Below are 26,915 nucleotides of genomic sequence, written 5' to 3'. Positions count from 1 at the left end.
GAGGGGTGTGTCGGCAGACGAAACACCCCTCTCTTGACTTCTTTATCGCATACGACTAATCGGCTTGGGTTGTGTCGATTGCGACCACGCCCACATTGAGAAGGCCGCCATCGGTGTCCTGCAGGCGGAAGTAGTAGCCGTCGAGAGAGAGGCCCGTCCACTCGCCGGCGCTGACGGCCTCGGTACCGTTGAAGCAGTTGGTGAAGGTCTTGGTGCCATGGTTGGTGTCGGGCGAAAGAGCGTTGTCCTCCCAGAGGGCGACCTTCACCCACTTCCCGAAAGCATATTCCTGCGTGCAGTTCTTAAAGCGAACCTCGCTGTAGCTCTCATCCTCCCAGCGGCTCGACGTGAAGCCGGCACCAGCACTCGTGATATGGCTCTGCCAGTTTGCGGCAGCGCTGGGTGCCAGGGCGAGAAGGAGCGCGGAAGCCATGCCTGCAGGAGCGGCAATTTGGCGCATTTTGAACGCGAGGTCCCCTCCGGATGCATCACAAGTTGCACGCGCACTGCGGCGCGAGCGCGCGCGATGATGGCAAGATCGAGTGGAGATTATTTGCCTGATGATCACATGTCAATCACCAACTGTTTACCTTGCTGCGAAAAAGGGAATTTCAGACTTTTAGGCATCCTGGCTGCTATGTGTCAAGGGGCGGCCTCGTCCACGAGGCGGGCGACACCGCCCGAACGCGAAGGCGAGTCCGCAAGGCAACCAGGGCCTCGTGAGACCGCTCTGCCTGGTTGGACTGTCAGGCATCGAGGGGGGACGCGGGGCGTGGACACACCCGCACGGGCACGGCCGTTCGGGCTCACGGCCGCGTCGGCTCTACTGGGCGTGCTCGCCGTGTCCTGCGGCAGCGGCGTTGGCAGCGGTGCGGAGCCGGAGCCGGCCTCGTCCCCTGCAGGCGCCGAGCACGGCTACGCATCGGCGTACGACGCCGGGTGGCGGACCGGTGAACGGCTCTTCGAGGACGGCGGCAAGGGCGCGGCGGTCCGCGAGGTGGTGTGGGGAGGCTGTGTCCGCCGGTCCCTCACGGCCGGGCCGCAGGACGTGGTGGGAAAGGACCGCGGTGCCTGGGTGCTGGGCTGCAAACAGGCCGTGATGTCGGGGACCGGACGTCATCCGCCGGCCCGGCCGGTGACGCGTCGCGAGTCCGACCCCCGCCTTCTGGCCCGGTTCCGGAGCTGGGCCGCCGCGCACGGAGGGGAGCAGCCCGCCCGGCACGTGCGTCGGGTGGTCCTCGTCCACCTCGGCGACCGGGACTACGACGTCGAACTCACCGCGACCTGTACCGGCAGGAACGTCCGGGCCGACGCCAAGCGGCTCGCCGACACGTTCGCGGCCTGGTGGGACGGCGACGACGGGGACGGCGCCATCGCGTGGAACCTCATCCTCCTCGGCCCGAACGGCAAGCGCCTGACCACCCGGAGTCTCTGACGGTCAAGGACACCGGCCCGGCCCGGCCCGGCCGAGGAGCATCCGCTAGCCCGTCTGCCCCATCCCCGCCGCGTTCGGCCAGCTCTGGGCGTTGGGCCAGCCGGTCGCCGGGGCCGGGGTCAGGCCTGCGGCGGGCGCCGGTGTCGCCGGTGCCGTCATGCCGCGCACCTGGGCGGCGGTGAGACCGCCGCGCGCCGGGACACCGGGCGGGGTGGGCCCCACGGCGGCGGGCGCCGGGACGGGTACGGGCACCGGGGCTGGCATCGGTGTCGGTGTCGGTGCCGGAGCGGGCACCGCGACCGGCGGCGGGGCCATGGGGGCCGGGGCCATCGGCGCGGGCGGGGGCATGGGGACCGGCGCCGGGAGGGGGACCGGCGCCGGAGCTTGGGGTGCGGGTGCGGGTGCGGGTGCGGGAGCGGGTGCGGGTGCGGTGGGAGGGGCCTGGGCTGCCGCCGGCATCGGCATCCCGCCGCCCATCGGCGTGGCGGCGGGGAGCGGCACACCGGTGCCGGCGGCCGGGGCGGGGCCGGTGCCGGCGGCCTGTGCCGCCAGTCCCTGCACACCGGCTCCGTTGGTCTCGTTCATCAGCCGGTCCACGGCCGCCGTACCCGAGCTGTAGCTGGTCCCGTTGCCCAGCTCGGGTACGGCGGCTCCCCTCCTGGTCCCGTAGAGCACCTGTTCCAGGCCGGACACCAGGCGACGCACGTCGACCTGGGGGCGCACCACGAGTCTCAGGAAGCGGCTGGACGAACCGATCTTGTTGCCGCATTCGCGGACCAGGATCCGGTGCTCGGTGAGCAGCCGGTCCCGGACCACGGTGCCTTCGGCGCCGACGGGCAGGCGCACGAAGAGGAAGTTGCCCTGGGAGGGGTAGACGGTGAGGCCGGGCAGCGCGGAGAGGTGGCTGGCCATGTCGAGGCGGTCGCGGCGCACCTGGAGCAGGCTCTGCGCGTACTCGGGGCCGTGCTCGCGCAGCATGAACACCACGTGCTCGGCAAAGGAGTTGAGGTTCCACTTCGGCAGCATCGAGCGGACCCGGCCGGCCAGGGCCGGGTTCGCCACGAGGTAGCCGAACCGGATGCCGTGCAGCCCGAAGTTCTTGCCGAGGCTGCGCAGCACGACCACGTTCGGGCGGAGCATGGCCTCCTGCACCACGCTCGGCTCGGCCTCGGCGTCGGCGAACTCCAGGAACGACTCGTCGACCACCACCAGGTCCAGGTCGGCCATCGCGTCCATGAACTGCACGAGCTGCTGCTTGTGCAGGTACCCGCCGTCGGGGTTGTTCGGATTGCAGACGACCGCCACCCGGGTGCCCCGGGCCCGGATGAACTCGGCGTACTGCGCCAGGTCCAGGCCGAAGCCGTTCGCCTCCTGGAGCGGGAACATGTCGACCCGCTTGCCCGTCTCCATCGGCTGGTCGGTCCAGCGGCCGAAGGTGGGCACCGGCACGGCCAGCGACTCCCGGACCAGCAGGTGGTCGATCCAGGTGATCAGCTCCGTGGAGCCGTTGCCCATCGCCACGCACTGCGGCGGGAGCTGGAGCAGGCCGCACAGCTCGGCGGTGATGGTGTCGGCGCTGCTCGGGTAGTACGTGATGATCTCGCGCAGCCGGACCGCCATCTCCTCGAACATGGCGGGGGTGGGGAAGTAGGGGTTGCACGGGATGCAGAAGTCCACCGGGCCCGACCCGTCGCTCTCCCGCGTCAGCGCCGCCATCGAAGGGCTGTGCGCGGCGGTGTTGCGGAACAACGAGGTGACGTTGTCAGGCAAGAGGACCTCCGTCGAAGGGTGGCCCGTGCGGGGGAGCACGGGCCACCCATGGATACGAAGGGGGCGTCAGTGGCGTTCAACTCACGCGTGGTGTGAGCCGGTTCACGCCCCGCCCGCGGTTCACGCCCCGAACGTGTGCACCGTGGCCGTCCGGTAGGTCCGCCCGGGCCGGAGCACGGTCGACGGGAAGGCGGCGTGGTTCGGGGAGTCCGGGAAGTGCTGTGTCTCCAGGCACAGCGCGTCGCCCTGGCGGTAGGTGCGGCCGCCGGTGCCGGTCAGCGTGCCGTCGAGGAAGTTGCCGGAGTAGAACTGCAGGCCCGGCTGGTCGGTGGCGATCCGCAGGGTGCGGCCGGAGCGCGGGTCGCGGAGCGTGGCGACGTGCTCGGGCCGCGCCGTGACGCCTTTGTCCAGTACCCAGTTGTGGTCGTAGCCCTTGGCCAGTACCTGCTGCTCGTGCCCGGCCCGGATGTCCCGGCCGATCGGCTTGGCGCGGCGGAAGTCGAACGGGGTGCCCGCGACCCGTGCCAGCTCACCGGTCGGGATCAGACCCGGGTCGGTGGGGGTGTACCGGGCCGCGGCGATCGTGAGCTCGTGGTCCTCGATCGTGCCGCTGCCCTCGCCGGCCAGGTTCCAGTAGACGTGGCTGGTGAGGTTGACGACGGTGGCCCGGTCGGTGGTGGCCTCGTAGTCGATGCGCCACTCGCCGCGCCGGGTCAGGATGTACGTCACCTTCGACCGCAGCGTGCCCGGATAGCCCATCTCGCCGTCGACGCTCGTGTAGTACAGGCGCAGGCCGACGTCGGAGCCGTCGGCGAACGGCTCCACGTCCCACACCCGTTTGTCGAAGCCCTTGGCGCCGCCGTGCAGGCTGTTCACGCCGTCGTTGACGGAGAGCTGGTAGCTCCTGCCGTCGAGGGTGAACCGCCCCTCGCCGATGCGGTTTCCGTAGCGGCCGATCAGCGCGCCGAAGTACGGGCTCTTCGCCACGTAGTCGTCGATGTCGTCGAAGCCCGCGACCACGTTCGCGTGCCGGCCCCGGGCGTCCGGGACCTCCAGGGTCTGCACGACGCCGCCGTACGAGAGCACCTTCATCCGGATGCCGCCGTTCTCCAGCGACCAGCGGTACACCTTGGTGCCGTCCGCCAGCCGGCCGAAGAGCTCCTTCACCGGCCGGTGGCCGGGGGCCGCCTGCGCGGTGCCGCCGAGGGTGGTGGCGGCGAGGCCCGCCGCCGCTGCTCCTGCAATGACCGTACGTCTGTTCAGTTCCACTTGCGGCTCCCGTGAAAGGAAGGGGCCCCGCCGGTGAACCGGCGGGGCCCGAGCTGACTTACGAACCGGACTTGCGTTTGTTCCAGACGTCGAACCCGACCGCCAGCAGCAGGGCCAGGCCCTTGATGACCTGCTGCCAGTCGGTGCCGACGCTCAGGAGGTTCATGCCGTTGTTCAGCACGCCGAGGACGAGACCGCCGATGATGGCGCCGAGGACGGTGCCGACACCGCCGCTCATGGACGCGCCGCCGATGAACGAGGAGGCGATCGCCTCGAGTTCGAAGTTGACGCCCGCCTTCGGTGAGGCCGCGTTCAGCCGGGCGGCGACCACCAGACCCGCCAGGGCCGCGAGCACGCCCATGTTCAGGAAGACCAGGAAGGTGACCTTCCTGTCCTTCACGCCGGACAGCTTGGCCGCCGGCAGGTTGCCGCCGATCGCGTAGATGTGACGGCCGAACACCGCGTTGCGCATGACGTATCCGTAGCCCACGACCAGCGCGCCGAGGATGATCAGCACGATCGGGGCGCCCTTGTAGCTGGCGAGCAGCAGGGTGAGCACCAGGATCGCGGCGACCAGGGCGGTCAGCTTGAGCAGGAACAGCCGGGTGGGCAGCACCTCCAGCGCGAACTCCTGCTGCCGGCGCCGGTCCCGGACCTCCTGCCACACCACGGCCGCGATCAGCACGAGGCCGAGCAGCAGGGTGAGGTTGTGGTAGTTGGTGTCCGGGCCGGTCTCCGGCAGGAAGCCGTTGCCGAGCTTCTGCAGCCCGTCGGGGAACGGGCCGAGGGTCTGGCCCTTGAGCAGGATCTCCGTCAGACCGCGGAACAGCAGCATCCCGGCGAGGGTGACGATGAAGGACGGTATGCCCAGATAGGCGATGAGATAGCCCTGGACCGAGCCGGCCGCCGCGCCCACCAGCAGGCACAGCACCAGCGCGATCGGCCAGGAGACGCCGTGCTGGACGGTGAGCACCGCCGCGAAGGCGCCGACGAACGCGGTCAGCGAGCCGACCGACAGGTCGATGTGCCCGGCGATGATCACCAGCATCATGCCGATCGCGAGGACCAGGATGTAGCTGTTCTGCAGCACCAGGTTGGAGACGTTGCGGGGCAGCAGCAGGTCCCCGTCCGTCCAGACGGCGAAGAGGACCACGATCAGGCCGAGCGCGATCAGCATGCCGTACTGGCGCATGTTGCGGCGCAGGCCGTCCAGCATCACCTGGAGCAGCCCCTTGCCGGCGGCCGCTCCGCCCCCGCCCGGTGGCGCGGGAGCCGGGCTCTTGGCGGTCACATCCGTGCTCATCGCGTCACCTCTTGGTCCTGCGTGTCTTTCGTCATATGGCGCATCAGAACTTCCTGCGTGGCCTCGGCCCGCGGCACCTCACCGGTCAGCCGCCCGGCGGCCATCGTGTAGATGCGGTCGCACATGCCGAGCAGTTCGGGCAGCTCGGAGGAGATGAAGACCACCGCCTTGCCCTGGGCGGCGAGCTGGTCGATCACCGTGTAGATCTCGTACTTGGCGCCCACGTCGATGCCGCGGGTCGGTTCGTCGAGGATCAGCACATCGGGGCCGGCGAAGATCCACTTGCTGAGGACGACCTTCTGCTGGTTGCCGCCCGACAGCTTGCCCACCGGCTCGAACACGGTCGGCGCCTTGATGTTCATCGTCCTGCGGAAGCCCTCGGAGACCTGCCGCTCCTCGTGCTCGTCGACGATGCCCCGCTTGGCCACCTTGGCCAGGGCGGTCAGCGAGATGTTGCGGTTGATGGTGTCGATGAGGTTCAGGCCGTAGTGCTTGCGGTCCTCGGTGACGTACGCGATCCCGTGCCCGACCGCCTCCGCGACGGACTTGGTGCGGATCTCCTTGCCGTCCTTCAGGACCGTGCCGCCCGCGTACCGGCCGTAGGCGCGCCCGAAGACGCTCATCGCCAGTTCGGTGCGGCCCGCGCCCATCAGGCCCGCGATGCCGACGATCTCCCCGCGGCGCACCTCGAGCGAGACGTCGTCCACGACCTTGCGCTGCTGGTCGATCGGGTGGTGCACGGTCCAGCCGCGGATCTCCAGTGCCGGTGCCGCGCCCTCCTCGGGCTGGTGCGGGGTGCGCTCCGGGAAGCGGTGGTCGAGGTCGCGGCCGACCATGCCCGCGATGATCCGCTCCTCGGTGGTCTCCGGCGCCTTCACGTCCAGGGTCTCGATGGACCGGCCGTCCCGGATGATCGTCACCGAGTCGGCGACCCTGCGGATCTCGTTGAGCTTGTGGGAGATGATGATCGAGGTGATGCCCTGCTTCTTCAACTCCAGTATGAGATCGAGGAGTTTGCCGCTGTCATCGTCGTTCAGCGCGGCGGTCGGCTCGTCCAGGATGAGCAGCTTCACCTGCTTCGACAGCGCCTTGGCGATCTCCACGAGCTGCTGCTTGCCGACGCCGATGTCGACGACGCGGGTCTCCGGGTGCTCGTCCAGGCCCACCCGGCGCAGCAGCTCGGTGGCGTGCCGCAGGGTCTCGTTCCAGTTGATGAGCCCGCGCCTGGCGTGCTCGTTGCCGAGGAAGAGGTTCTCCGCGATGGAGAGGTACGGCACCAGCGCCAGTTCCTGGTGGATGATGACGATGCCGTGCTGCTCGCTCGCCCGGATGTCCTTGAACCGGCAGACCTCCGACTCGAAGAGGACGTCTCCCTCGTAACTTCCGTACGGGTGGACGCCGGAGAGCACCTTCATCAGGGTCGACTTGCCGGCGCCGTTCTCCCCGCAGATGGCGTGGACCTCGCCCTGCCGGACGGCCAGGGTGACGTCCGACAGCGCCTTGACACCGGGAAAGGTCTTGACGATCGAGCGCATTTCCAGGACGGGTCCCGCCATGGTCGTGCCTTCCAATCCGTAGGTAGCGGGCGGGTTACTTCAGCTCGGACTCGGTGTAGTAGCCGCCGTCGACCAGGACCTGCTTGTAGTTGGACTTGTCGACGCTGACCGGCTGGAGCAGGTAGGCGGGCACGACCTTGCTGCCGTTGTCGTAGGTCTTGACGTCGTTGACCTGCGGCTTCTTGCCCTGCAGGACGTCGTCGACCATGGTGGCCGCGACCTTGGCGAGCTGCCGGGTGTCCTTGTAGACGGTCTGCGTCTGCTGGCCGGAGATGATCGACTTCACCGAGGCCAGCTCGGCGTCCTGGCCGGTGATGACGGGCAGCGCCTTGCTGCCGGAGCCGTAGCCGTCCGACTTCAGGGCCGACAGGATGCCGATGGAGATGCCGTCGTAGGGCGAGAGCACCGCGTCGACCCGGCCGCTCTTGTAGGAGGAGGTGAGGATGTCCTCCATGCGCTTCTGCGCGGTCGTGCCGTCCCAGCGCAGGGTGGTGACCTTGTTGAGCGCGGTCTGCCCGGAGCGGACCACCAGCTGCTTCTTGTCGATGTACGGCTGGAGCACGCTCATCGCGCCGCCGAAGAAGTACTTGGTGTTGTTGTCGTCGTTGGAGCCGGCGAACAGTTCGAGGTTGAACGGGCCCTTCTTGCCCTTGCCCAGCCCGAGCCGGTCCACGATGTACTGGCCCTGCAGCTTGCCGACCTTCTCGTTGTCGAACGAGGCGTAGTAGTCGACGTTCTTGGTGCCGAGGATCAGACGGTCGTAGGCGATGACCGGGATGTGGGCGTCCGCGGCCTCCTGGAGCACGTTGTTCAGCGACTTGTTGTCGATCGCCGCGACGATCAGGCCCTTCACGCCCTGCGTGATCAGGTTCTCGATCTGCGAGACCTGGGTGTCCGGGTCGTCCTCGCCGTAGACCAGCTTGGTCTTGTAGCCCTTGGCCTGGAGGTTCTTCTCGACGTTCCTGCCGTCGGCGATCCAGCGCTCGGACGACTTGGTCGGCATCGCGATGCCGATCGTGCCGCCCTTGGCGTCCCCGCCCTTGGGGTCGCTGCCGCCCTCGCTGTCCTGGCCGCAGGCGGTCAGGGTGAGGGCGAGCGAGGCTGCCGTGGCCATCGTGGCGAGTGCGGCTCTGCGGTTGAGCATGATGATCCGTCCTGGTTCTTCTCGTCGTCGGGATGGGGTCACACGGTGCTGGGGAAGCGGTGCAGCGTGCCGGGCAGCCGGGAGCCGAGCGGCGCCATGTCGCCGTCCGCGCCGTGCCGGGCGAGGAGGTCCAGGGCGAGCCGGCCGCGCCGCACCCGCTCCCGGGCGGTGTCCAGGGTCACGTCCCGCAGGTGGGTGCCCCACGGGTAGATGCCGGGAGCCTTGGACAGGCCGAACTTCAGGTAGAGCGGTGCGCCGCGCCGGATCAGCTCGGCGACCTCGTACATCCGCACGTAGCCACCGAGGTCGTCGGGGGCCTCGATGTACATGTCCATGGGGGCGCCGGAGACCCGGCGGATCTCGGTGAGGTGGGCCGGCGTCAGGTCGCTGGGCACGTTGACGGAGTCGGCGCCGAGCCGCTCGTAGACCGCGTACGAGGCCGGGTTGACCGGGCCGATCAGCGCGGAGACCTTCAGGGTGGTGTCGGCCGGGATGATCCCGGCGGTACGTGCCCGGTGCAGCGTCCACAGCACGCCCTCGTCGGCGATCAGCAGGCACTTGACGCCCAGTCCGGTGGCGCGGACGGCGTCCTCGACGCAGCCGGCGACGGCGTCGTGGCCCCGGGCGCGCAGTCCGGCCCCCCGTGAGTCCGAGCGCACCGAGCCGCCGATGTCCCAGGTGCCGCGCGGGCCGGTGAACAGGCACAGCTCGATGTCCCGTTCGGCGGTCGCCTCGACCATCTCGGTGATCTCGGCGTCGGTGAGCATCCACACGCCGCTGCCCTGGCTGATCCGGTGGATCGGCACATCTAGGCGCGAGGCCTCCTTCAGCACGACCGCCAGCGCTTCGGGACCCTCGCAGGAGGGAATCTCGGTGCGCCAGCGGCCGCCGCCCGGGAAGCCGTGGGCGGAGGTGTCGGCGGGGTCGAGGGCGGGCGCGTCCAGGCCGAGTGCGGCGAGCACCTGCTCGCCGGGCCTGCGGGCTGCCGGAGCGGAAGCGTCGGTCACTGGCTGTCCTTCGTGTTCGGTATTTCGGACAAGGTTCGCGGCTCTGGGCACGAAAAAGGCGGTACGCCGGCCGGGGCACCGTCGGGTCACGTCCCGGCCGGCGTACGGTCAGGGGCGGAGCAGCACCTTGCCCACCTTCGGATCACCGGCCCCCACCAGCTCGATGGCCCGGGGGAACTCGGTCAGCGGCAGCTCGTGGGTGACCAGGGGCAGCGGGTCGAGCAGGCCGGCGCCGAAGACCCGCACGGCGTGCGCCCAGGCGTCCGGCGGCGCCCCGAAGACGGTGTGCACCTCCAACTGCCGTACGACCAGGTCGGTCGGGTCGAGCCCGTCCGCGCCCGGCGCCGGGATGCCCGTCAGGACCAGTCGTCCGCCGCGCCTGAGCAGCGCGGCCGCGGTGCCCGCGGCGGACGCGGACCCGGCGGTCTCGATCACGACGTCGAAGTCGGCGGGCAGCGGCTGGTCCTTCAGCCGGAAGTCGCTCGCCCCGAACCGCCGGGACAGTGCCTCCCGGTCGTTCCCGGTGCCCACGACCAGCAGTTCCGCCGGCGAGACGGCCTTGAGGAACTGCACCGCGAACATCCCGAGCGTGCCCGTGCCGACCACCGCGACCCGCTCGCCGGGCAGGGCCCGGGCCTTCAGCGCGGCGGCCGCGACGCAGGCGGCCGGCTCCAGCAGGGCGGCTGCGGTGAGGTCGGCGTCGTCCGGCAGCGGGTGCAGCAGCCGGGCCGGCAGGGTGAGGGTGGCCGCCATGGCGCCCGGCCGGGTGAACCCGGTCTCCTCGTACCCGGCCGTGCACAGCGTCGTCTCGCCCGCGTGGCAGCGGTCGCACACCTGGCAGTTGCGGAAGCCCTCACCGACGACCTTGCGGCCGACCAGGCCGTCCGGCACCCCGGCGCCCACCGACCGCACCGTCCCGGACCACTCGTGGCCGGGCGTGAGCGGGTAACGGACGTACCCTGCGGGCCGGTTGCCCTGGTACACCTCGCGGTCACTGCCGCAGATGCCCACCGCGTGGACGGCGACGAGCGCCTCGCCGGGGCCGGGCCGCCGGGGCGTGTGCTCCTCGACCCGGTGGACGCCCGGTGCCTCGATCAGGACCTGCGCGCCCGCCGCGGTCACTTCGTGTCCTTCGGCCTGCGCTGCTCCCAGCCCTCGGCCCACAGGTCGAACCGGGCCTGCTGCTGCGGGAACTCGGCGGCCGCGTCGGTGTCCAGCTCGACGCCGAGCCCGGGCCGGTCGGAGAGGTGGAAGTAGCCGTCCACGACCTCCGGGGCGCCCTTGACCACCTTCTTGATGTCCGCGTCGGCGAAGTCGTTGAAGTGCTCCAGGATCTTGAAGTTCGGGGAGGTGAAGCCGACCTGGAGCGAGGCGGCGGTCAGCACCGACCCGCCCACGTTGTGCGGGGCGACGAGCATGTAGTGGGTCTCGGCGGTGGCGGCCAGCTTCCGGGTCTCCCAGATGCCGCCGATGTGGCCGACGTCGGGCTGGATGATGTCGACGCACTGGCTGTCGAAGAGCTCGCGGAACTCGATGCGGTCGTGGATGCGCTCACCGGTGGCGACCGGGATGTCCGTCTTGGCGGCCACCTTCTCCAGCGCCTTCAGGTTCTCCGGCGGGCACGGCTCCTCCAGCCAGGCCGGCTCGAAGCGCGCCATCTCCTTCGCCAGCCGGACGGCGGTGGCGGGGGAGAAGCGGCCGTGCATCTCCAGCATCAGCTCGGCGTCCGGTCCGATGGCGTCCCGCACGGCCTCGATGAGGGAGACCGCGTACAGGGTCCGCTCGTGGTCGAGCTCGAAGTGACCGGTGCCGAAGGGATCGATCTTCAGCGCCTGGTAGCCGCGCTCCATGACCCCCTGGGCGGCCTTGTGGTACGCCTCCGGCGTCCGCTCGGTGGTGTACCAGCCGTTGGCGTACGCCTTGACCCGGTCGGTGACCTTGCCGCCCAGCAGCTGCCACACCGGCACGCCGAGCGCCTTGCCCTTGATGTCCCAGCAGGCCATCTCGACTACCGCGATGCCGGACATGACGATCTCGCCGGCCCGCCCGTAGTCGCCGTACTTCATCCGCCGCACCAGGTCCTCGGCGGCGAACGGGTCCGATCCGAGGATGTGGTTGGCCTCCGCCTCGCGCAGATAGCCGATCAGCGCGTCGGTGTGGCCCAGCATCCGGGTCTCGCCGACTCCCGTGATTCCCTCGTCGGTGTGCACCTGGACGTAGGTCAGGTTGCGCCACGGTGTCCCGACCACGTGCGTGCTGATTCCGGTGATGCGCACGGCAGTTGCCCTTCAGCTGTTCGAGATTTCGTCACTCGTTCGAAATGCTGGCGTGACAGTAAGGACGCCGTGGCGGAGGTGTCAATGGGTCGAACAGGTAACAGTTTCGACATGACTTTCGAGAACCTTTTCGGTCCCGCACGAAACCTTCACAGAGGTGCCTGGTTACGTGACCGGCGGGGAATCTAGTCTTCCGGCGTCATGGACTTCTGCCACCCGTGCCAACGGCACCTCAACGGCGCCCTGGCCTGCCCGGGATGTGGCGCACCGGCCCAGCCCTCCGCCCCGCGCGCGGACGCGTTCGTCGCGCCCGGGCACGCGGGCGCGGTGGCGGGCCCGTACGGCCAGGAGGCCCACACCGGTGCCCCGGCGGGGCACGCCTACGCCGGGCAGGGCGGGTATCCCGCGCCCTACGCACCGGGGGACTCCGGCGGTTTCACCCACCCGGGCCCGGCCCAGGACGTGCGCGTACCGCGGCAGTCCGGCGCCACGGCGGTCCCGGACGCGTACACGTACGAGGGCGGGGCCGGGCACCACGCCGGCACCGGCGGGCAGGTGACCGCGGGCGACCACGGCGGGCACGACGATCACGGCGCCCGGGACGACGGGTACGACGCCTACGGGGCCCACGAGGAGCACGCCGGCCGGGACGACCACGGTGACCGGGACGAGGCCCGCGGCCGGGACGAGTACGGCGACCACGAAGACGAGTACGACGACCGCGAGGCCGACGACGAGCCCGTGGGCCGTGCCGCCCGGCGTCAGTCGCGGGGCCGGGGCCGGGGCCGCGGGGGAGCCGTGGCCGGCGAGGCCGCCGGTGGACCCGGCGACGCCAGCCGCCGGGACCGCAAGGCCGCCGCGCACCGGCGCAGGCGGCGCCGTACGGTGCTGGTCGCCACGGGGTTCGTGCTGGCCGCAGGCGCGCTGAGCATCGCCGAACTCGGCACGGACGCCCCCTTCGCCCCGTTCGGCGGCGACACCTCGGCGTCGGCCGGGGACACCTCGGCCGACGGCGGCGCCGCCTCCGCGTCCCCGGACCGCTCGGCGGCTCCCGCCGACGGCACCGCCGCCCCCACGACGGCACCGAGCACCTCGTCCTCCACCGGCCCGTCGGCCTCGGCGTCCGCGTCGAAGTCCCCGAAGGACAAGCCCTCCAAGTCCCCCGCCGCCGACGGCACGGCAGCCCAGTCCGCCACCTCGGGCGCGGGCACGACCACCGCGGCCCCGCCGGCCCAGCCGTCGGCCCAGCCCACCGCCACCCCCACCGCCGGGCCCACGGCCTCGGATCCGACCCCCACCGCCTCCCCGACGAGGTCGTGCAACCGGTTCCTGTGGTGGTGCACCTAGACCGGAGAAACCGGTCCGCGCTCGACCCGGTTGAGTCGAACGGGCACGCCTCGCCGTACCGATCCCGGGAACACCCGGTGACGGAGCGGGTGGTGTGTACCAGAGGGAGCGACGCGCGAGCGGCTCGGCCGAGGAGAGCGGATGACGCAGGGAATCACCGTGCACGGCACGGTCGCCGAGGGCTACGAGGCGGTGCGCGAGGAGTTCGCCGCCTTCGTGGCCGAGGAGCGGGACGACTACGAGGGCCAGTTGTGCGCCCATGTGCACGGCCGGCGGGTCGTCGACCTGTGGGCCGGCGAGGGCGCCGACGGCGACGCGCTGTACGGCGTGTTCTCGTCCACCAAGGGCGCCGCGCACCTCGTCGTGGCCCTGCTGGTGCAGGACGGCACGCTGGAGCTGGACCGCAGGGTCACCTACTACTGGCCGGAGTTCGGGGCCGAGGGCAAGGGCGCGCTGACCCTGCGCGAGCTGCTCGCGCACCGGGCCGGGCTCATCGGCACCGACACCGGCTTCAGCGCGGCCGAGCTGGCCGACGACCGGGCGCTGGCCGAACGCCTCGCCGACCAGCGGCCGTTCTGGCGGCCGGGCACGGCCTTCGGCTACCACGCCCTGGTGATCGGCGCCCTCACCGGCGAGGTCGTCCGCCGCGCCACCGGGCGCACCCTCCAGGAGGTGTACGAGGAGCGCGTGCGGATCCCCTGCGGGCTGGACTTCCACCTGGGGCTGCCGGTCTCCCGCGAGGGCCGCTTCCGCACCACCCTGCCGATGCTGCCCACCCCCGAGCAGCGGGCGGTGCTCGACGCGCTGCCGCGCGGGCCGCACACCCTCGGCTCGATCGCCTACAACCTGCACGCCGCCGAGCCGACCGACCTGGAGTCGCTGCCGAACGAGCGCGCGGTCCGCGCCCGGGGCCCGGCGTCGGTGGGCGGTGTCGCCTCGGCACGCGGTCTGGCCGGGATGTACGCGGCGATGATCAGCGAGGTCGACGGCAAGGCGCCGTTGCTGAAGCCGGACACGGTCGCGGAGTTCGGGCAGCCGCACTCCACCGGGTACGACCTGGTGGCCCGGGCCCACAAGTCGTACGGCCTCGGTTTCCAGGACACGGCCGACACCTGGCACCCCTTCCTGGGCGCGGGCGCGATCGGCCACAGCGGCGCCGCCGGCTCCCAGGCCTTCGCCGATCCCCGCAGCGGCCTCGCCTACGGCTACACCAGGCGCCGGTGCGCGTTCCCGGGCGGCTCGGCCGCGGAGAACGGCCGGCTGGCGGCGGCCGTCCACCGGGCGGCGCTGACGGCCGGATGAGACGGCGTACGACGGACGGCGGCCGCGTCCCACGTCCAAGGACGCGGCCGCCGTCGTGCGCAACGACCGTTACCGGGCCAGCGTCACGGTGACGTCGCCGCGTGTCGCCTTCGAGTAGGGGCACACCTGGTGCGCCTTCTCCAGCAGCGCCCGCGCGGTGGCCTCGTCGGCGTTCGGGATGTCCGCGGAGATCTCCACGACGATCCCGAAGCCGTCCTCGTTCCGGCCGATACCCACCCTGGCGGTGACGGTCGAACCGGAGACGTCGGCGCCCTCCTGCCGGGCGACCACGCCGAGCGCGCCCTGGAAGCAGGCGCTGTACCCGGCGGCGAACAACTGCTCCGGGTTGGTGCCGGCGCCGCTGCCGCCCATCTCCTTCGGCGGGTTCACCACGACGTCGAGCTTCCCGTCGTCGGTGGCGACGCGGCCGTCGCGGCCGTTCTCGGCGGTGGCGACGGCCGTGTACAGGACGTCGGACTGCTGAATGGGCATGCGGTTGTCCTCCTCCTCGGTCCGCCGCGACTCGCGCCCACGATCGACGACGGATTTCGGAATGAAGTTACCGCATGCCGGAAAGTCCGGGCCGGCGTCAGAGCTTGACGATCATCTTCCCGGTGTTGTCGCCGCGCAGGACCCCGAGGAACGCCTCCAGGTTGTTCTCGATGCCCTCGACCACGGTCTCGCGGTACTTCAGCGCGCCCGAGGCGACCCAGGGGCCCACCTCCTGGACGAACTGCGGCTGCAGGTCGTAGTGGTCGCCGACCAGGAAGCCCTCGATGCGGCCGCGGGTCTGGATGAGGCGGGCCAGGTTGCGCGGCCCGGGGGCCGGCTCGGTGTTGTTGTAGACCGAGATCATGCCGCAGACGGCGATCCGGCCGCCCAGGTTCAGCGACCCGATGGCGGCCTCCAGGTGCTCCCCGCCGACGTTGTCGAAGTACACGTCGATGCCGTCGGGAGCGGCCGCGCGGAGCTGCTCGCCCACCGGGCCGTCCTTGTAGTTGAAGGCGGCGTCGAAGCCGTACTCCTCGGTCAGCAGCCGGACCTTCTCGTCGGAGCCCGCCGAGCCGATGACCCGCGAGGCGCCCTTGAGCTTCGCGATCTGCCCGACCTGGCTGCCGACCGCGCCCGCGGCGCCGGACACGAAGACGATGTCGCCCTCCTTGAAGGAGGCGGTGCGCAGCAGGCCCGCGTACGCGGTCAGACCCGTCATGCCGAGCACGCCGAGGTACGTCGACAGCGGGGCGGCCCCGGGGTCGACCTTGACGGCGCTCTTCGCGTCCACGGCCGCGTACTCGCGCCAGCCGCCGAAGTGCAGGACGTGGTCGCCGACCGCGACGCCCTCGGCCTCGGAGGCGACGACCTCGCCGACCGCGCCGCCCTGCATGACCTTGTTCAGCTCGAACGGGGCGGCGTACGACTTGGCCGCCGACATCCTGCCGCGCATGTACGGGTCCACCGAGAGGTACTCGTTCCGCACCAGTACCTGGCCCTCGCCGGGGGTCGGGACGGGCGTCTCGACCAGGGCGAAGTCCTCGGGCTTCGGCCAGCCGACCGGACGGCTGAGAAGGTGCCACTCGCGGTTGATCATGGGGGGTCGCCTTTCATTTACTTCAGTACCTGAAACAACAATGGGCCTGAATATTTCATGATGTCAAGTAACCCGGTATCCTGGACGGCATGGCCACACCACCGAACACCCGCCGCCCCGACGAGCTGACCATGGAGGTCGTCGAGCTGATCGGGGACGTCGTGGCCCGCTTCTACGCGGACTACGAGGAGGCGGCGGCCGCACACGCGCTGACCGGCCCCCAGGCGCGCCTGCTCAGCCTGCTGTCGCTGGAGCCGCTGCCGATGCGCAAGCTCGCCCACAAACTCAAGTGTGAGCCGTCGAACGTGACCGGGATAGTCGACCGGCTGGAGTCCCGTGGGCTGGCGGAGCGCCGCCCCGACCCGGCGGACCGCCGGGTGAAGCTGGCCGCCGCCACCGACGAGGGCCGCCGGGTCGCCCGTGACCTGCGCGAGGGCCTGCGTTTCGCGCGTGAGCCCCTCGCCGGGCTCTCCGACGAGGAGCGCCGGTCCCTGCGGGACCTGCTGCGGCGGATGCTGGGCGCCTGAGACTTAGTAAAGTCTTCGCCATGCGCGATCTCGGGGTGGGTTTCGGTTATCTCGTGGCGGGCCAGCGCTGGGTCGCCCGGCACGGCCGCCAGTACGGCTTCGGCCTGCTGCCGGGCCTGATCACGCTGGTCCTCTACGCGGCGGCGCTGGTCGTGCTCGCCGTGTGGGGCGAGGACGGGGTCGCCTGGGCCACCCCGTTCGCGGACGGCTGGGGGAGCCCCTGGCAGGGCCTGTTCCGGGGCTTCCTGACGGCCGTCCTGTTCGCCCTGGGCCTGCTGCTGGCCGTCCTCACCTTCACGGCCCTGACCCTGCTGATCGGCCAGCCCTTCTACGACAGCCTCTCGGAGAAGGTCGACGAGGACGCCTCGCCCGACGGCACGGCACCGGAGTCGGGCCTGCCGCTCTGGCGCGAGCTGTGGATCTCGGGCCGGGACAGCCTGCGCATCCTGGTCAGGGCGCTGCTGTGGGGCGTGCTGCTCTTCGCCGCCGGCTTCCTGCCCCTCGTCGGCCAGACGGTCGTCCCGGTGATCGGCTTCTTCGTCACCGGCTTCTTCCTCACCGAGGAACTGACCGCCATCGCCCTCCAGCGCCGCGGCGTGGACCTGCGTGCCCGCCTCACCCTGCTCCGCTCCCGCAAGACCCTGGTCTGGGGCTTCGGCACCCCGCTCGGCCTGTCCTTCCTGCTCCCGTTCGTCGCGGTCTTCCTGATGCCGGGCGCGGTGGCCGGCGCCACCCTGCTGGCCCGCGACCTCCTGGGTGAGGAGACCACCGACGGCACCCGCGCCGAGGCGGACGAACCGATCCCCTCCTGAAGCCGCGGCCCCCGCGCCCGCCGGAGCGCCGGGCGCGGCGCCGCCGCGGCACGGCCGGATGTGAAGGGTTCGTACGGGATCGCCGTGCGGAGGGCCGTGGCGGGCCTTCGGGCGGGCGCGGCGATTACCGTCGGACCGGGACGAGTCCCCCCGTGGACAGCCCCGGTCCGGAAACCTGACCTCCGGACCGGGGCTCGTCCCTTTCTCAGCGCGCCGAGAAGCCGTACACCGTCTCGGACCGGAACACCTCGCCCGGCCGCAGCACGGTGCCCGGGAAGTCCGGGCGGTTCGGGGAGTCGGGGAAGTGCTGGGTCTCCAGGGCGACGCCTTCGCCGGGGGCGAAGGGCGCGGCCAGGTGGTCGGCGGTGTAGAACTGGAGCCCGGGCTCGGTCGTGGCCACCGTGAGCACCCGCCCGGACACCGGGTCGTGCAGCTCGGCCACCTCCTCGGCGGCGTCCGTCACCCCCTTGTCCAGTACGAAGTTGTGGTCGTAGCCGGAACCGACCTCGCGCGCCGCGCGGAAGTCGAAGCGGGACCCGGTCACGTCCTGGAGGATCCCGGTGGGGATCAGGTCCGCGTCCACCGGGGTGAACCGGGAGGCGGCGAGCCGCAGTTCGTGACCGCCCGTGGGACCGGAACCGCCCAGGTTCCAGTACGCGTGGTTGGTGAGGTTGAGCACCGTCGGCGCGTCCGCCACGGCCTCGTAGGCGATCCGCAGCGACCCGGCGTCGTCCAGCGTGTACGTCACGGACACCTCCAGCCGGCCAGGGAAGCCCTCCTCGCCGTCCGGGCTCACCCGGTGCAGCCGGACGCCGTCCCCGGCCGGCTCCGCCTCCCACACCCGCTTGTCGAACCCGCGCTTCCCGCCGTGCAGACAGTTCGGCCCGTCGTTCACCGGCAGCGCGTACGTCCGGCCGTCCAGCGCGAAGCGGCCGCCCGCGATCCGGTTGGCGTACCGCCCCACCAGGGCGCCCAGATAGGGCTCCGGATGCTCCAGGTAGCCCTCCACCCCGGGGAAGCCCAGCACCACGTCGGCCGTACGCCCGTCCCGGTCCGGAACCTCGACCGACTGCACGATCCCGCCGTACGACAGCACCCGAACCCGCACCCCGGCCCGCTCCAGCGTCCAGCGGTGCACCGGCGCGCCGTCGGGAAGTGTGCAGAAAAGTTCGCTCATGTGGGAAACCCTAGTCAGGGTCTCCGCGCGGTGACAGTGCGGTACGCGATCTCGGCAAGCCGTGCCTGCCCGTCGCGGCTCGGGTGGAACCAGTCCCAGCGGCTGAGCTGGTCGGTGCCGAAGCGGAAGTCGAACACCGCGTTCCCGTCGAAGCGGCAGCGTCGGTCCTTGGCGCACACGGTCCGCAGCGCCTCGTTGTAGTCCTCCACCCGCCGCTGCACCTTCTCCCGGCGCCGCGTGGCCACGCCGGTCAGGTCGTCGGCCTCGGCCAGCATCGACGGGCAGATGCCCAGCTTCCACACCTGCTTGCCCAGCGGGTTCGTCCGCCCCTGGGACCACAGCCGCAGCAGGTTCGGCACGCTCGCCACGTACACCTGCGTCCTGGGCAGCGCCGTGCGCAGTCTGGCCAGCGAGGCCTCGAAGTCCGCCCGGAAGTCCTCCACCGGGGTCATCGCCGAGACCGACGCGCGGCAGGCGTCGTTCGCGCCGATCATCACCGTCACCAGCTCGGGCCGGCCGGCGATCGCTCCGGCCATCTGCCCCGGCAGGTCCGACATCCGGGCGCCGGTCACCGCGTAGTTGCGGCTGTGCTCCGCCGCCCCGCGCGCCCCCAGCAGCCGCACCGCCAGGCTGTCCACGCCGGCGTCGCTGCCCGTCGCCCACGACACCTCCGGGCAGTCGGAGAGCACGGCGCACGCGTCGAAGCCCCGGGTGATGGAGTCGCCGACCGCGGCGATCGAGGCCGGGCTGCGGTCCCACACCGGCGCCGGCCTGGCCGGTGGCCGGGAGGCGGCCGCACCGGAGTCCTTCTTGCCGCCGGCGCCGCCACCGCCGAAGGCGTCACATCCCGTCAGGGCCAGGACGGCCGCCGCCATGACGGCGACGGCGCCCCGGACCCGGTGGCCTCGCTCGCGCATCCTGGCTGCTCCCCTCGGTCGACGGTGCGGTGCACCCTCCCATGACAACGCGCGAGGGTTCCCGGACCGGGGACCCGGGAACGCCGCACCCCCGTACAAGCGTCCCCCTGGGTGAATGGCACGGGTTTCCTGGCACCGGGACCGACGGTACGTCACACTCCTTGCCCCGCCGCAGGGTAGCCTCGCCATCAACGCGGCCGTCGCGCCTGGCCGCCCCGCCAGTCCGCAAGATGTCCCGCTCTGCCCGGAGGTTCCGGTGACGACACGTGGAGTTCTGTACGTGCACTCCGCGCCGCGCGCGCTGTGCCCACACGTCGAGTGGGCCGTCGCCGGGGTGCTCGGCACGCGCGTCAGCCTCGACTGGATCCGGCAGCCCGCGGCACCCGGCACCTGGCGCTCGGAGTTCTCCTGGCAGGGCCAGGCCGGTACCGCCTCCAAGCTGGCCTCCGCCCTGCGCGGCTGGCACCTGCTGCGCTTCGAGGTCACCGCCGAGCCCTGCGCCACCGCCGAGGGCGAGCGCTACAGCTGCACCCCCGACCTCGGCATCTTCCACGCGGTCACCGGCATCCACGGCGACATCCTCATCCCCGAGGACCGGCTGCGCGCGGCGCTGACGCGTTCCCAGCGCGAGGAGACCGACCTGGAGGCGGAGATCGCCAAGCTCCTCGGGAAGCCCTGGGACGACGAGCTGGAGCCGTTCCGCTACGCGGGCGAGGGAGCACCGGTGCGCTGGCTGCACCAGGTGGTCTGAGCCCTTCCGGACCCGCGCGGACCACGCGGGAGCCCCGGGACACGCCGAAGGACCCGCCAGACACACGAAAGAGCCCCCACCGGCCGGTGGGGGCTCCTCACGTGTGCGCTCAGACGGTCCGGAAGGCCAGGACCACGTTGTGCCCGCCGAAGCCGAACGAGTCGTTCAGCACGGCGATCCGGCCCTCGGGCAGCTCGCGGGCCTCACCGGTCACCACGTCCGCGTTGACCTCGGGGTCGAGGTTCGACACGTTGATGGTCGGCGGAGCCGTACGGTTCACCAGCGCCAGGATCGACGCCACGGTCTCGATACCGCCCGCGCCGCCGAGCAGGTGACCCGTCATCGACTTGGTGGCGGAGATGGCCATGTGGTCGACGTCGTCGCCGAACACCTTGCGCAGCGCCTTGATCTCCGCGACGTCGCCCTGCGGCGTCGAGGTGGCGTGCGCGTTCACGTGCACGATCTCGGCCGGCTTCAGGTCCGTGTTGTCGAGCAGGTTCTGCAGCGCGTGCGCGATGCCGTTGCCGGACGGCTCCGGCTGCGTGATGTGGTGGCTGTCGGCGGAGATGCCCTGGCCGACCGCCTCGACGTAGATCCGGGCGCCGCGGGCCTTCGCGTGCTCCTCGGACTCCAGGATGATCACACCGGCGCCCTCGCCGAGCACGAAGCCGTCGCGGCCCGCGTCGTACGGACGCGACGCGCCCTCGGGGTCGTCGTTGTTCTTGGACATCGCCATCATGTTGCCGAAGGCGGCGATGGGAAGCGGGTGGATGGCGGCCTCGGTACCACCGGCCACGACCACGTCCGCACGGCCGGTGCGGATCATCTCGATCGCGTACCCGATGGCCTCCGCGCCGGAGGCGCAGGCCGACACGGGGGTGTGGACACCGGCGCGGGCACCCAGCTCGATACCGACGTTGGCCGCCGGGGAGTTGGGCATCAGCATCGGCACGGTGTGCGGGGAGACGCGGCGAACGCCCTTCTCCTTGAGCACGTCGTACTGGTCCAGGAGCGTCGTCACGCCACCGATGCCGGAGGCGATGACCGCACCGAGACGGTCGGGGTTGACGGACGCGTCCTCACCGGCCTTGGCGGTGAAACCGGCGTCCTTCCAGGCCTCCTGAGCGGCGATCAGCGCGAACTGCGCGGACCGGTCCAGCTTGCGGGCCTGCGGGCGGGGGATGATCTCGCCGGGCTCGACGGCGATCTGCGCGGCGATGCGGACCGGCAGCTCGGCAGCCCACTCCTGCTCGAGCGGGCCGACACCGGACTTGCCGGCGATCAGGGCCTCCCAGAACGAGGCTGCGTCGCCACCCAGCGGTGTGGTTGCGCCGATACCGGTGACGACCACGGTGCGATTGGTCGGGCTCACGGGAATTCTTTCTCCAACGGAAAACGGGATTCGACGGCGCCACCGCCGGGTGGCGGGGCCTAGCAGCCTGACGGCCTAAGAAAAGACTCAGGCCTGGTGCTTGAGGATGTAGTTGGTGGCGTCACCAACGGTCTTGAGGTTCTTGACGTCCTCGTCCGGGATCTTCACGTCGAAGCGCTCCTCGGCGGCGACGACGACCTCGACCATGGACAGCGAGTCGACGTCCAGGTCGTCGGTGAAGGACTTGTCCAGCTGGACGTCCTCGGTGGGGATCCCGGCGATCTCGTTCACGATCTCGGCGAGACCGGCGACGATCTCTTCCTGAGTGGCGGCCATGTCAGGCGCTCCTTCTTCGATAATCCAGACGGTTTGTGGCAGTTTGCACCGGGCCGGACGCAAGATCCGGCACGGAGTGCCTAGGGGAGGGTAACGACCGTGGCGGCGTAGACGAGACCCGCCCCGAATCCGATGACGAGCGCGGTGTCGCCGCTCTTCGCCTCCCCGGTGGCCAGGAGCCGCTCCATCGCGAGCGGGATCGAGGCGGCCGAGGTGTTGCCGGTGGTACGGATGTCACGGGCGACCGTGACGTGCTCCGGCAGCTTCAGCGTCTTCACCATCGAGTCGATGATCCGCACGTTGGCCTGGTGCGGGATGAAGACGTCCAGGTCGTCCGGGCTGATTCCGGCCGCGTCCAGCGCCTGCTGGGCGACCTTCGCCATCTCGAACACGGCCCAGCGGAACACCGCCTGGCCCTCCTGCGTGATCGCAGGGAACTTGACGTTGCCCTCGCTGTCGAGGGGCAGTTCGGCGAGGTCGCCGACCCGGAAACGGTCCCAGGAGACCGTCTGCTTGATGGTGCCCGCCTTGTCGCCCTCGGAGCCCCACACGGTCGGGCCGATGGCCGGCTCCTGCGAGGGGCCGACGATGACCGCGCCGGCGCCGTCGCCGAACAGGAAGGCCGTGGCCCGGTCCTCCAGGTCGGTGAGGTCGCTCAGCCGCTCCACACCGATGACGAGCACGTACTCGGCGGAACCTTCCACCACCATGCCCTTGGCGAGGGTCAGGCCGTAGCCGAAGCCCGCGCAGCCGGCCGAGATGTCGAAGGCGGCGGCCTTGTTCGTGCCGAGCTTGTCGGCGATCTCGGTGGCGACGGCCGGGGTCTGGCTGAAGTGCGAGACGGTCGAGACGACCACGGCGCCGATCTGCTCGGCGTCGATGCCGGAGTCGGCGATCGCCTTGCCGGCCGCCTCGACGGACATCGCGGCGACCGTCTCCTCGGGGCCCGCCCAGTGCCGGGTCTCGATGCCGGAGCGCGAACGGATCCACTCGTCGGACGAGTCGATCCTCTCCAGGATCACCTCGTTGGGCACCACGCGGGTCGGCCGGTAGCCGCCGACGCCGAGGATGCGCGCGTACGGGGCGCCCTTGCTGGGCTTGATCTTCGACATGGGTCTTGGGCTCCTTGTCAGGCGCTCGCCGCGTCAGCGGCAGGTGTCGCAGTCTCGGCGATGAGCGCGCGGGCCGCGTCGAGGTCGTCGGGGGTCTTCAGGGCGAGCGTGCGCACACCGGGCAGCGCGCGCTTGGCCAGACCGGTCAGCGTGCCGCCGGGGCACACCTCGATGAGCGCGGAGGCGCCCAGCTCCTTGAACGTCTCCATGCACAGGTCCCAGCGCACCGGATTGGCGACCTGGCCGACCAGCCGGTCCAGCACCTCGGCACCGGAGGCGACCTGGCGGCCGTCCTTGTTGGAGACGTAAGGGACCTTCGGGTCGGCGGGCGCCAGCCGCGCCGCGGCCTCGGCCAGCGCGTCGACGGCGGGGGCCATGTGGCGCGTGTGGAAGGCGCCGGCCACCTTCAGCGGGACGACCTTGCGGACACCCTCGGGCTTGTCCTCGGCCAGCGCGGCGAGCTGCTCCAGCGTGCCGGCGGCGACGATCTGGCCCGCGCCGTTGATGTTCGCCGGGGTCAGACCCAGCTTCTCCAGGTGCGCGACGGAGGTCTCGGGGTCACCGCCGAGCAGCGCCGACATGCCGGTCTCGGTGATCGCGGCGGCCTCGGCCATCGCGAGCCCGCGACGGCGGACCAGGCCGAGAGCGGCGGTGTCGTCCAGGACGCCCGCGAAGGCGGCGGCGGTGATCTCGCCCACGCTGTGGCCGGCGACCGCGCCGGGCGCGATCTCCGAGATGTCACCCAGTGCCATGGCGGACAGGATCCCGGCGGCGACCAGCAGCGGCTGGGCCACCGCGGTGTCGCGGATGGCGTCGGCGTCGGCCTGGGTGCCGTAGTGCACCAGGTCGAGGCCGATGGCGTCCGACCACGCGGCGACGCGGTCCGCGGCACCGGGGAGTTCGAGCCAGGGGGTCAGGAAGCCGGGCGTCTGGGCGCCCTGGCCGGGAGCGACGAGTACGAGCACTCTCACACTCTCTCTTGGAGACGGCCGAAGCCGCCCGTGGGGACAGGGACGAAGAACACGGAGGGGTTTTGTGGGCCTCCGACAAAACCCTAGGCCTGGGGTTCACCGTCGGCCAGACGCCCCAGGATCAGCGCGATCCGCAGCGTGAACGCGGATCGTACATCCGAGGGGGACCATCCGGTGACGTCTGTCACACGTCGGAGCCGGTAGCGCACGGTGTTCGGGTGAACGAACAGCATTCTGGCCGCGCCCTCCAGGCTGCTCGCCTGCTCCAGGTAGACACTCAAGGTTTCCAGCAGTGCCGACCCCGCCTCCTCCAGCGGTCTGTAGATCTCCTCCACCAGCTGCTCGCGCGCGCCCGGATCGCCCGCGATGGCCCGCTCCGGCAGAAGATCGTCCGCCAGCACCGGGCGCGGGGCGTCCTGCCAGGCGAAGCACGCCTTGAGACCCGCCGCCGCGGCCTGCGCGGACCGGGTCGCGGCCAGCAGGTCGGGCACGACGGGACCGGCGACGACCGGCCCGGCGGCGTACGGCCCGATCAGCGACTTGGCGACGGCGAGCGGATTGGGGCTGCCGCCGGCGATCACCACCAGCCGGTCCCCGAGCACCCCCGTGAGCACCTGGAGCTTGGCGTGGCGCGCGGCCCGCCGGATGGCCTCGACGGTCAGCTCGCTGTCCCCGTCGGGCGCCGTGCCGAGCACGACGCACACGTGGTCGGGGGAGTTCCAGCCGAGCGCGGCGGCCCGGCTGACGGCCCCCTCGTCGGCCTCCCCGCTGAGCACGGCGTTGACCACCAGCGACTCCAGCCGCGCGTCCCAGGCACCGCGTGCCTCGGCCGCCTGGGCGTACACCTGGGCGGTGGCGAACGCGATCTCCCGGGCGTACACGAGCAGCGCCTCGCGCAGCACCCTCTCGTCTCCGGGGGCCGCCACCTCGTCGATGGCGGACTCCATCACCTCGATGGTGGTCCGCACCATCTCCACCGTCTGCCGCAGCGTGATGGCCCTGGTCAGCTCGCGGGGCGCCGTCCCGAAGACGTCCGTGGAGATGGCCTGCGGCGCGTCGGGGTACCGGAACCACTCGGTGAACGCGGCGATGCCCGCCTGTGCCACGAGCCCGATCCAGGAACGGTTCTCCGGCGGCATGGCCCGGTACCACGGCAGGGTCTCGTCCATGCGCGCGATGGCCTGCGCGGCGAGACTCCCGGAGGACTTCTCGAGCCGCTTCAGGGTCGCGGAGTGCTGGTGGACGGAGCGCGCTGCGGGTTCGCCGCTACGGGATTCGGGTTCGGGCACGGGGACAAGACTGCCTTATCGGGACGGGACCATGCGTCGGCGGGGTGCCGTGCGCGGTCTACGGTGGTGCCTGTGATGGACGTACGGCGCGCCGGTGAGCGCTACCGCGGCGGGGATCCGGAGTCGGGGATCGAATCCCGCCACGCCTTCTCCTTCGGCCCGCACTACGACCCCGGCAACCTCCGCTTCGGCGCGGTGATCGCCTGCAACGAGGAGCGGCTCGCCCCCGGCGCCGGCTTCGACGAGCACCCGCACAGCCACACCGAGATCGTGACGTGGGTGGTCGAGGGCGAACTGACCCACCGTGACTCCACGGGCCACGAGACGAAGGTACGCCCCGGCGACGTCCAGCACCTGGCCGCCGCGGCGGGCGTCCGCCACGTCGAACGCAACGACGCGGACACCCCGCTGACCTTCGTCCAGATGTGGCTGGCCCCGCTGGAGCCGGGCGGCGACCCGTCCTACGAGATCATCCCCGGCATCGCCGACTCCACCCCCTACGCCCTCCCGGCCGCCGGCGCGATGCTGCACGTGCGCCGCCTGACACCGGGGGAGCGGACGGCGGTACCGGACGCGCCCCATGTGTACGTCCACGTGGTCCGGGGCGGGATCACGCTGGCGGGGGAGACCCTGGGCGAGGGCGACTCGGCCCGCGTCACGGACGCCGAGGGGCTGGACGCCGTGGCGGTGACGCCGGCGGAACTGCTGATGTGGGAGATGCTCTAGCCGCTTGACGCGGCGGCACGCCGTTGAACGCGGCGGTACCCCGTTGGACGCCGGGCCGACGGGAACACCGGCCGACCGGCACCGGCGGACCTCAGGCCCGCAACTCCGCCAGCACCGCGTCCGTGAACACCGGCCACGCCTCGACCGCCCAGGGCCCGAACGCCCGATCGGTCAGCGCGACGCCGGCCGCCCCCGCGTCGGGGTCGATCCACAGGAACGTACCGGACTGCCCGAAGTGGCCGAACGTCCGCGGCGACGACGAAGACCCCGTCCAGTGCGGCGACTTGGAGTCCCGGATCTCGAACCCCAGCCCCCAGTCGTTGGGGTTCTGGTGCCCGTATCCCGGCAGCACCCCCTTGACCCCCGGATACTGCACGCTCATCGCCGCGGCCACGGTACGGGGATCGAGCAGCCGCGGGGCCTGGACCTCGGCGGCGAACCGCAGCAGATCCTCCACCGTGGACACCCCGTCCTTCGCCGGGGAGCCGTCCAGGGTCGTCGACGTCATGCCCAGCGGTTCCAGCACCGCCTGCCGCAGATACTCGGCGAACGGGATCTCCGTGGCCTTGGCGACATGGTCGCCGAGCTGCTCGAACCCCGCGTTGGAGTACAGCCGCCGCTCTCCGGGCGGGGCCATCACCCGGTGCTCGTCGAAGGCCAGCCCGGAGGTGTGCGCGAGCAGGTGGCGGACCGTGGCGCCGGGCGGGCCGGCCGGCTCGTCCAGCTCGACCGCGCCCTCCTCGTAGGCGACGAGCACGGCGTAGGCCGCCAGCGGCTTGGTGACCGAGGCGAGGGGGAACCGCCTGCCGGCCGGGCCGTGGGTGCCCACGACCGTGCCGTCCGCGCGGACCACGCCCGCCGCGGCGGTGGGGACCGGCCAGTTCTCGATCGACGCCAGGCTGTTCAACGACATGGGGCCGAGCCTATG

General features: G+C 71.4%; 26 protein-coding genes. 7 read left to right on the top strand and 19 right to left on the bottom strand.

From position 1 onward, the window contains the following. Window positions 1-55 precede the first annotated feature (55 nt). Window positions 56-433, bottom strand: a complete 378-nt coding sequence (locus ACWCPN_RS01215; protein ID WP_451201655.1) for a hypothetical protein — start codon at window positions 431-433, stop codon at window positions 56-58. Window positions 434-772: 339 nt separating this feature from the next. Between ACWCPN_RS01215 and ACWCPN_RS01210 the strand changes: the two genes are divergently transcribed. Then, complete coding sequence (locus ACWCPN_RS01210; protein WP_451201653.1) at window positions 773-1,435, top strand: hypothetical protein; 663 nt, start codon at window positions 773-775, stop codon at window positions 1,433-1,435. Between the two features lie 45 nt (window positions 1,436-1,480). Here the strand turns inward: ACWCPN_RS01210 and ACWCPN_RS01205 are convergent, their stop codons facing one another. The 8 genes from ACWCPN_RS01205 to ACWCPN_RS01170 form a co-directional block, all read right to left on the bottom strand. After that, window positions 1,481-3,205: a pyridoxal phosphate-dependent aminotransferase gene (locus ACWCPN_RS01205; protein ID WP_451201651.1), complete on the bottom strand. Its 1,725-nt coding sequence runs from the start codon at window positions 3,203-3,205 to the stop codon at window positions 1,481-1,483. Window positions 3,206-3,325: 120 nt separating this feature from the next. After that, window positions 3,326-4,474: an aldose epimerase family protein gene (locus tag ACWCPN_RS01200; protein ID WP_451201650.1), complete on the bottom strand. Its 1,149-nt coding sequence runs from the start codon at window positions 4,472-4,474 to the stop codon at window positions 3,326-3,328. 58 nt (window positions 4,475-4,532) lie between these two features. Further along, the gene (mmsB, locus tag ACWCPN_RS01195; RefSeq protein WP_451201649.1) at window positions 4,533-5,777 is read right to left on the bottom strand and encodes a multiple monosaccharide ABC transporter permease; all 1,245 of its coding nucleotides are present in this window, start codon (window positions 5,775-5,777) and stop codon (window positions 4,533-4,535) included. Continuing rightward, entirely contained in the window at window positions 5,774-7,333 is a 1,560-nt protein-coding gene (gene mmsA, locus ACWCPN_RS01190; protein ID WP_451201648.1) for a multiple monosaccharide ABC transporter ATP-binding protein, read from the bottom strand. The genes mmsB and mmsA overlap by 4 nt, the downstream gene beginning before the upstream one ends. Before the next feature lie 34 nt (window positions 7,334-7,367). Further along, window positions 7,368-8,477 (bottom strand): multiple monosaccharide ABC transporter substrate-binding protein, encoded by a 1,110-nt coding sequence (chvE, locus tag ACWCPN_RS01185; protein WP_451201647.1) that lies wholly within the window; start codon window positions 8,475-8,477, stop codon window positions 7,368-7,370. Between the two features lie 38 nt (window positions 8,478-8,515). Continuing rightward, the gene (locus tag ACWCPN_RS01180) at window positions 8,516-9,484 is read right to left on the bottom strand and encodes a hypothetical protein (RefSeq protein WP_451201645.1); all 969 of its coding nucleotides are present in this window, start codon (window positions 9,482-9,484) and stop codon (window positions 8,516-8,518) included. 108 nt (window positions 9,485-9,592) lie between these two features. After that, window positions 9,593-10,606 (bottom strand): zinc-dependent alcohol dehydrogenase, encoded by a 1,014-nt coding sequence (locus tag ACWCPN_RS01175; protein WP_451201643.1) that lies wholly within the window; start codon window positions 10,604-10,606, stop codon window positions 9,593-9,595. Continuing rightward, window positions 10,603-11,760 carry a mandelate racemase/muconate lactonizing enzyme family protein gene (locus tag ACWCPN_RS01170; protein WP_451201641.1) on the bottom strand — a complete coding sequence of 386 codons (1,158 nt, stop codon included), beginning with the start codon at window positions 11,758-11,760 and terminating at the stop codon, window positions 10,603-10,605. The genes ACWCPN_RS01175 and ACWCPN_RS01170 overlap by 4 nt, the downstream gene beginning before the upstream one ends. A gap of 201 nt (window positions 11,761-11,961) precedes the next feature. Here ACWCPN_RS01170 and ACWCPN_RS01165 point away from each other — a divergent pair, with 201 nt between their 5' ends. Then, window positions 11,962-13,107 carry an SCO2400 family protein gene (locus ACWCPN_RS01165; RefSeq protein ID WP_451201640.1) on the top strand — a complete coding sequence of 382 codons (1,146 nt, stop codon included), beginning with the start codon at window positions 11,962-11,964 and terminating at the stop codon, window positions 13,105-13,107. A gap of 141 nt (window positions 13,108-13,248) precedes the next feature. Next, window positions 13,249-14,409, top strand: a complete 1,161-nt coding sequence (locus tag ACWCPN_RS01160) for a serine hydrolase domain-containing protein (protein ID WP_451201639.1) — start codon at window positions 13,249-13,251, stop codon at window positions 14,407-14,409. 69 nt (window positions 14,410-14,478) lie between these two features. On the opposite strand, the gene ACWCPN_RS01155 is transcribed toward ACWCPN_RS01160, so the two are convergent. Together ACWCPN_RS01155 and ACWCPN_RS01150 are read right to left on the bottom strand one after the other, a co-directional pair. Continuing rightward, window positions 14,479-14,901 (bottom strand): organic hydroperoxide resistance protein, encoded by a 423-nt coding sequence (locus ACWCPN_RS01155; RefSeq protein ID WP_392291485.1) that lies wholly within the window; start codon window positions 14,899-14,901, stop codon window positions 14,479-14,481. Between the two features lie 97 nt (window positions 14,902-14,998). Then, window positions 14,999-15,997, bottom strand: coding sequence for an NADP-dependent oxidoreductase (locus ACWCPN_RS01150; RefSeq protein ID WP_392291484.1), 999 nt, complete (start codon window positions 15,995-15,997; stop codon window positions 14,999-15,001). Between the two features lie 89 nt (window positions 15,998-16,086). On the opposite strand from ACWCPN_RS01150, the gene ACWCPN_RS01145 reads away from it, so the two are divergent. Beyond that, window positions 16,087-16,524 (top strand): MarR family winged helix-turn-helix transcriptional regulator, encoded by a 438-nt coding sequence (locus ACWCPN_RS01145; protein WP_199210402.1) that lies wholly within the window; start codon window positions 16,087-16,089, stop codon window positions 16,522-16,524. Window positions 16,525-16,544: 20 nt separating this feature from the next. Continuing rightward, window positions 16,545-17,336 carry an EI24 domain-containing protein gene (locus tag ACWCPN_RS01140; protein ID WP_451201636.1) on the top strand — a complete coding sequence of 264 codons (792 nt, stop codon included), beginning with the start codon at window positions 16,545-16,547 and terminating at the stop codon, window positions 17,334-17,336. A gap of 205 nt (window positions 17,337-17,541) precedes the next feature. Here ACWCPN_RS01140 and ACWCPN_RS01135 read toward each other — a convergent pair whose 3' ends face one another. Both ACWCPN_RS01135 and ACWCPN_RS01130 read right to left on the bottom strand, forming a co-directional pair. Continuing rightward, a complete protein-coding gene (locus ACWCPN_RS01135) occupies window positions 17,542-18,513 on the bottom strand; it encodes an aldose epimerase family protein (RefSeq protein ID WP_451201635.1) in 972 nt (323 codons plus the stop codon). Between the two features lie 14 nt (window positions 18,514-18,527). After that, entirely contained in the window at window positions 18,528-19,430 is a 903-nt protein-coding gene (locus tag ACWCPN_RS01130) for an SGNH/GDSL hydrolase family protein (RefSeq protein WP_451201634.1), read from the bottom strand. A 256-nt stretch (window positions 19,431-19,686) separates the two neighbouring features. Between ACWCPN_RS01130 and ACWCPN_RS01125 the strand changes: the two genes are divergently transcribed. After that, window positions 19,687-20,181 carry a DUF3145 domain-containing protein gene (locus tag ACWCPN_RS01125; RefSeq protein ID WP_365123404.1) on the top strand — a complete coding sequence of 165 codons (495 nt, stop codon included), beginning with the start codon at window positions 19,687-19,689 and terminating at the stop codon, window positions 20,179-20,181. A 109-nt stretch (window positions 20,182-20,290) separates the two neighbouring features. On the opposite strand, the gene fabF is transcribed toward ACWCPN_RS01125, so the two are convergent. From fabF to ACWCPN_RS01100, 5 genes are all read right to left on the bottom strand, one after another. Beyond that, window positions 20,291-21,553, bottom strand: a complete 1,263-nt coding sequence (fabF, locus tag ACWCPN_RS01120; RefSeq protein WP_451201631.1) for a beta-ketoacyl-ACP synthase II — start codon at window positions 21,551-21,553, stop codon at window positions 20,291-20,293. A gap of 87 nt (window positions 21,554-21,640) precedes the next feature. Continuing rightward, the gene (locus ACWCPN_RS01115) at window positions 21,641-21,889 is read right to left on the bottom strand and encodes an acyl carrier protein (RefSeq protein WP_133921367.1); all 249 of its coding nucleotides are present in this window, start codon (window positions 21,887-21,889) and stop codon (window positions 21,641-21,643) included. An 80-nt stretch (window positions 21,890-21,969) separates the two neighbouring features. Next, entirely contained in the window at window positions 21,970-23,001 is a 1,032-nt protein-coding gene (locus tag ACWCPN_RS01110) for a beta-ketoacyl-ACP synthase 3 (protein ID WP_451201629.1), read from the bottom strand. 17 nt (window positions 23,002-23,018) lie between these two features. Beyond that, complete coding sequence (locus tag ACWCPN_RS01105) at window positions 23,019-23,966, bottom strand: ACP S-malonyltransferase (protein ID WP_451201627.1); 948 nt, start codon at window positions 23,964-23,966, stop codon at window positions 23,019-23,021. An 89-nt stretch (window positions 23,967-24,055) separates the two neighbouring features. Beyond that, entirely contained in the window at window positions 24,056-25,261 is a 1,206-nt protein-coding gene (locus ACWCPN_RS01100; RefSeq protein ID WP_451201625.1) for a PucR family transcriptional regulator, read from the bottom strand. 75 nt (window positions 25,262-25,336) lie between these two features. Between ACWCPN_RS01100 and ACWCPN_RS01095 the strand changes: the two genes are divergently transcribed. Beyond that, window positions 25,337-25,987 (top strand): pirin family protein, encoded by a 651-nt coding sequence (locus ACWCPN_RS01095; protein WP_451201623.1) that lies wholly within the window; start codon window positions 25,337-25,339, stop codon window positions 25,985-25,987. 91 nt (window positions 25,988-26,078) lie between these two features. On the opposite strand, the gene ACWCPN_RS01090 is transcribed toward ACWCPN_RS01095, so the two are convergent. Continuing rightward, window positions 26,079-26,900 (bottom strand): serine hydrolase domain-containing protein, encoded by an 822-nt coding sequence (locus tag ACWCPN_RS01090; RefSeq protein WP_451201621.1) that lies wholly within the window; start codon window positions 26,898-26,900, stop codon window positions 26,079-26,081. Window positions 26,901-26,915: the final 15 nt, after the last annotated feature.

Source organism: Streptomyces sp. NPDC002386 (assembly GCF_053593175.1).
This window is presented reverse-complemented; position numbering and strand designations above follow the sequence as displayed.

Bases quoted from the DNA above. Each gene is read 5' to 3' on its own strand.
- ACWCPN_RS01215 (WP_451201655.1), bottom strand. From the start codon at position 433: ATGGCTTCCGCGCTCCTTCTCGCCCTGGCACCCAGCGCTGCCGCAAAC.
- mmsB (WP_451201649.1), bottom strand. From the start codon at position 5,777: ATGAGCACGGATGTGACCGCCAAGAGCCCGGCTCCCGCGCCACCGGGC.
- mmsA (WP_451201648.1), bottom strand. From the start codon at position 7,333: ATGGCGGGACCCGTCCTGGAAATGCGCTCGATCGTCAAGACCTTTCCC.
- chvE (WP_451201647.1), bottom strand. From the start codon at position 8,477: ATGCTCAACCGCAGAGCCGCACTCGCCACGATGGCCACGGCAGCCTCG.
- ACWCPN_RS01165 (WP_451201640.1), top strand. From the start codon at position 11,962: ATGGACTTCTGCCACCCGTGCCAACGGCACCTCAACGGCGCCCTGGCC.
- ACWCPN_RS01160 (WP_451201639.1), top strand. From the start codon at position 13,249: ATGACGCAGGGAATCACCGTGCACGGCACGGTCGCCGAGGGCTACGAG.
- ACWCPN_RS01155 (WP_392291485.1), bottom strand. From the start codon at position 14,901: ATGCCCATTCAGCAGTCCGACGTCCTGTACACGGCCGTCGCCACCGCC.
- ACWCPN_RS01150 (WP_392291484.1), bottom strand. From the start codon at position 15,997: ATGATCAACCGCGAGTGGCACCTTCTCAGCCGTCCGGTCGGCTGGCCG.
- ACWCPN_RS01145 (WP_199210402.1), top strand. From the start codon at position 16,087: ATGGCCACACCACCGAACACCCGCCGCCCCGACGAGCTGACCATGGAG.
- ACWCPN_RS01140 (WP_451201636.1), top strand. From the start codon at position 16,545: ATGCGCGATCTCGGGGTGGGTTTCGGTTATCTCGTGGCGGGCCAGCGC.
- ACWCPN_RS01135 (WP_451201635.1), bottom strand. From the start codon at position 18,513: ATGAGCGAACTTTTCTGCACACTTCCCGACGGCGCGCCGGTGCACCGC.
- ACWCPN_RS01130 (WP_451201634.1), bottom strand. From the start codon at position 19,430: ATGCGCGAGCGAGGCCACCGGGTCCGGGGCGCCGTCGCCGTCATGGCG.
- ACWCPN_RS01115 (WP_133921367.1), bottom strand. From the start codon at position 21,889: ATGGCCGCCACTCAGGAAGAGATCGTCGCCGGTCTCGCCGAGATCGTG.
- ACWCPN_RS01110 (WP_451201629.1), bottom strand. From the start codon at position 23,001: ATGTCGAAGATCAAGCCCAGCAAGGGCGCCCCGTACGCGCGCATCCTC.
- ACWCPN_RS01095 (WP_451201623.1), top strand. From the start codon at position 25,337: ATGGACGTACGGCGCGCCGGTGAGCGCTACCGCGGCGGGGATCCGGAG.
- ACWCPN_RS01090 (WP_451201621.1), bottom strand. From the start codon at position 26,900: ATGTCGTTGAACAGCCTGGCGTCGATCGAGAACTGGCCGGTCCCCACC.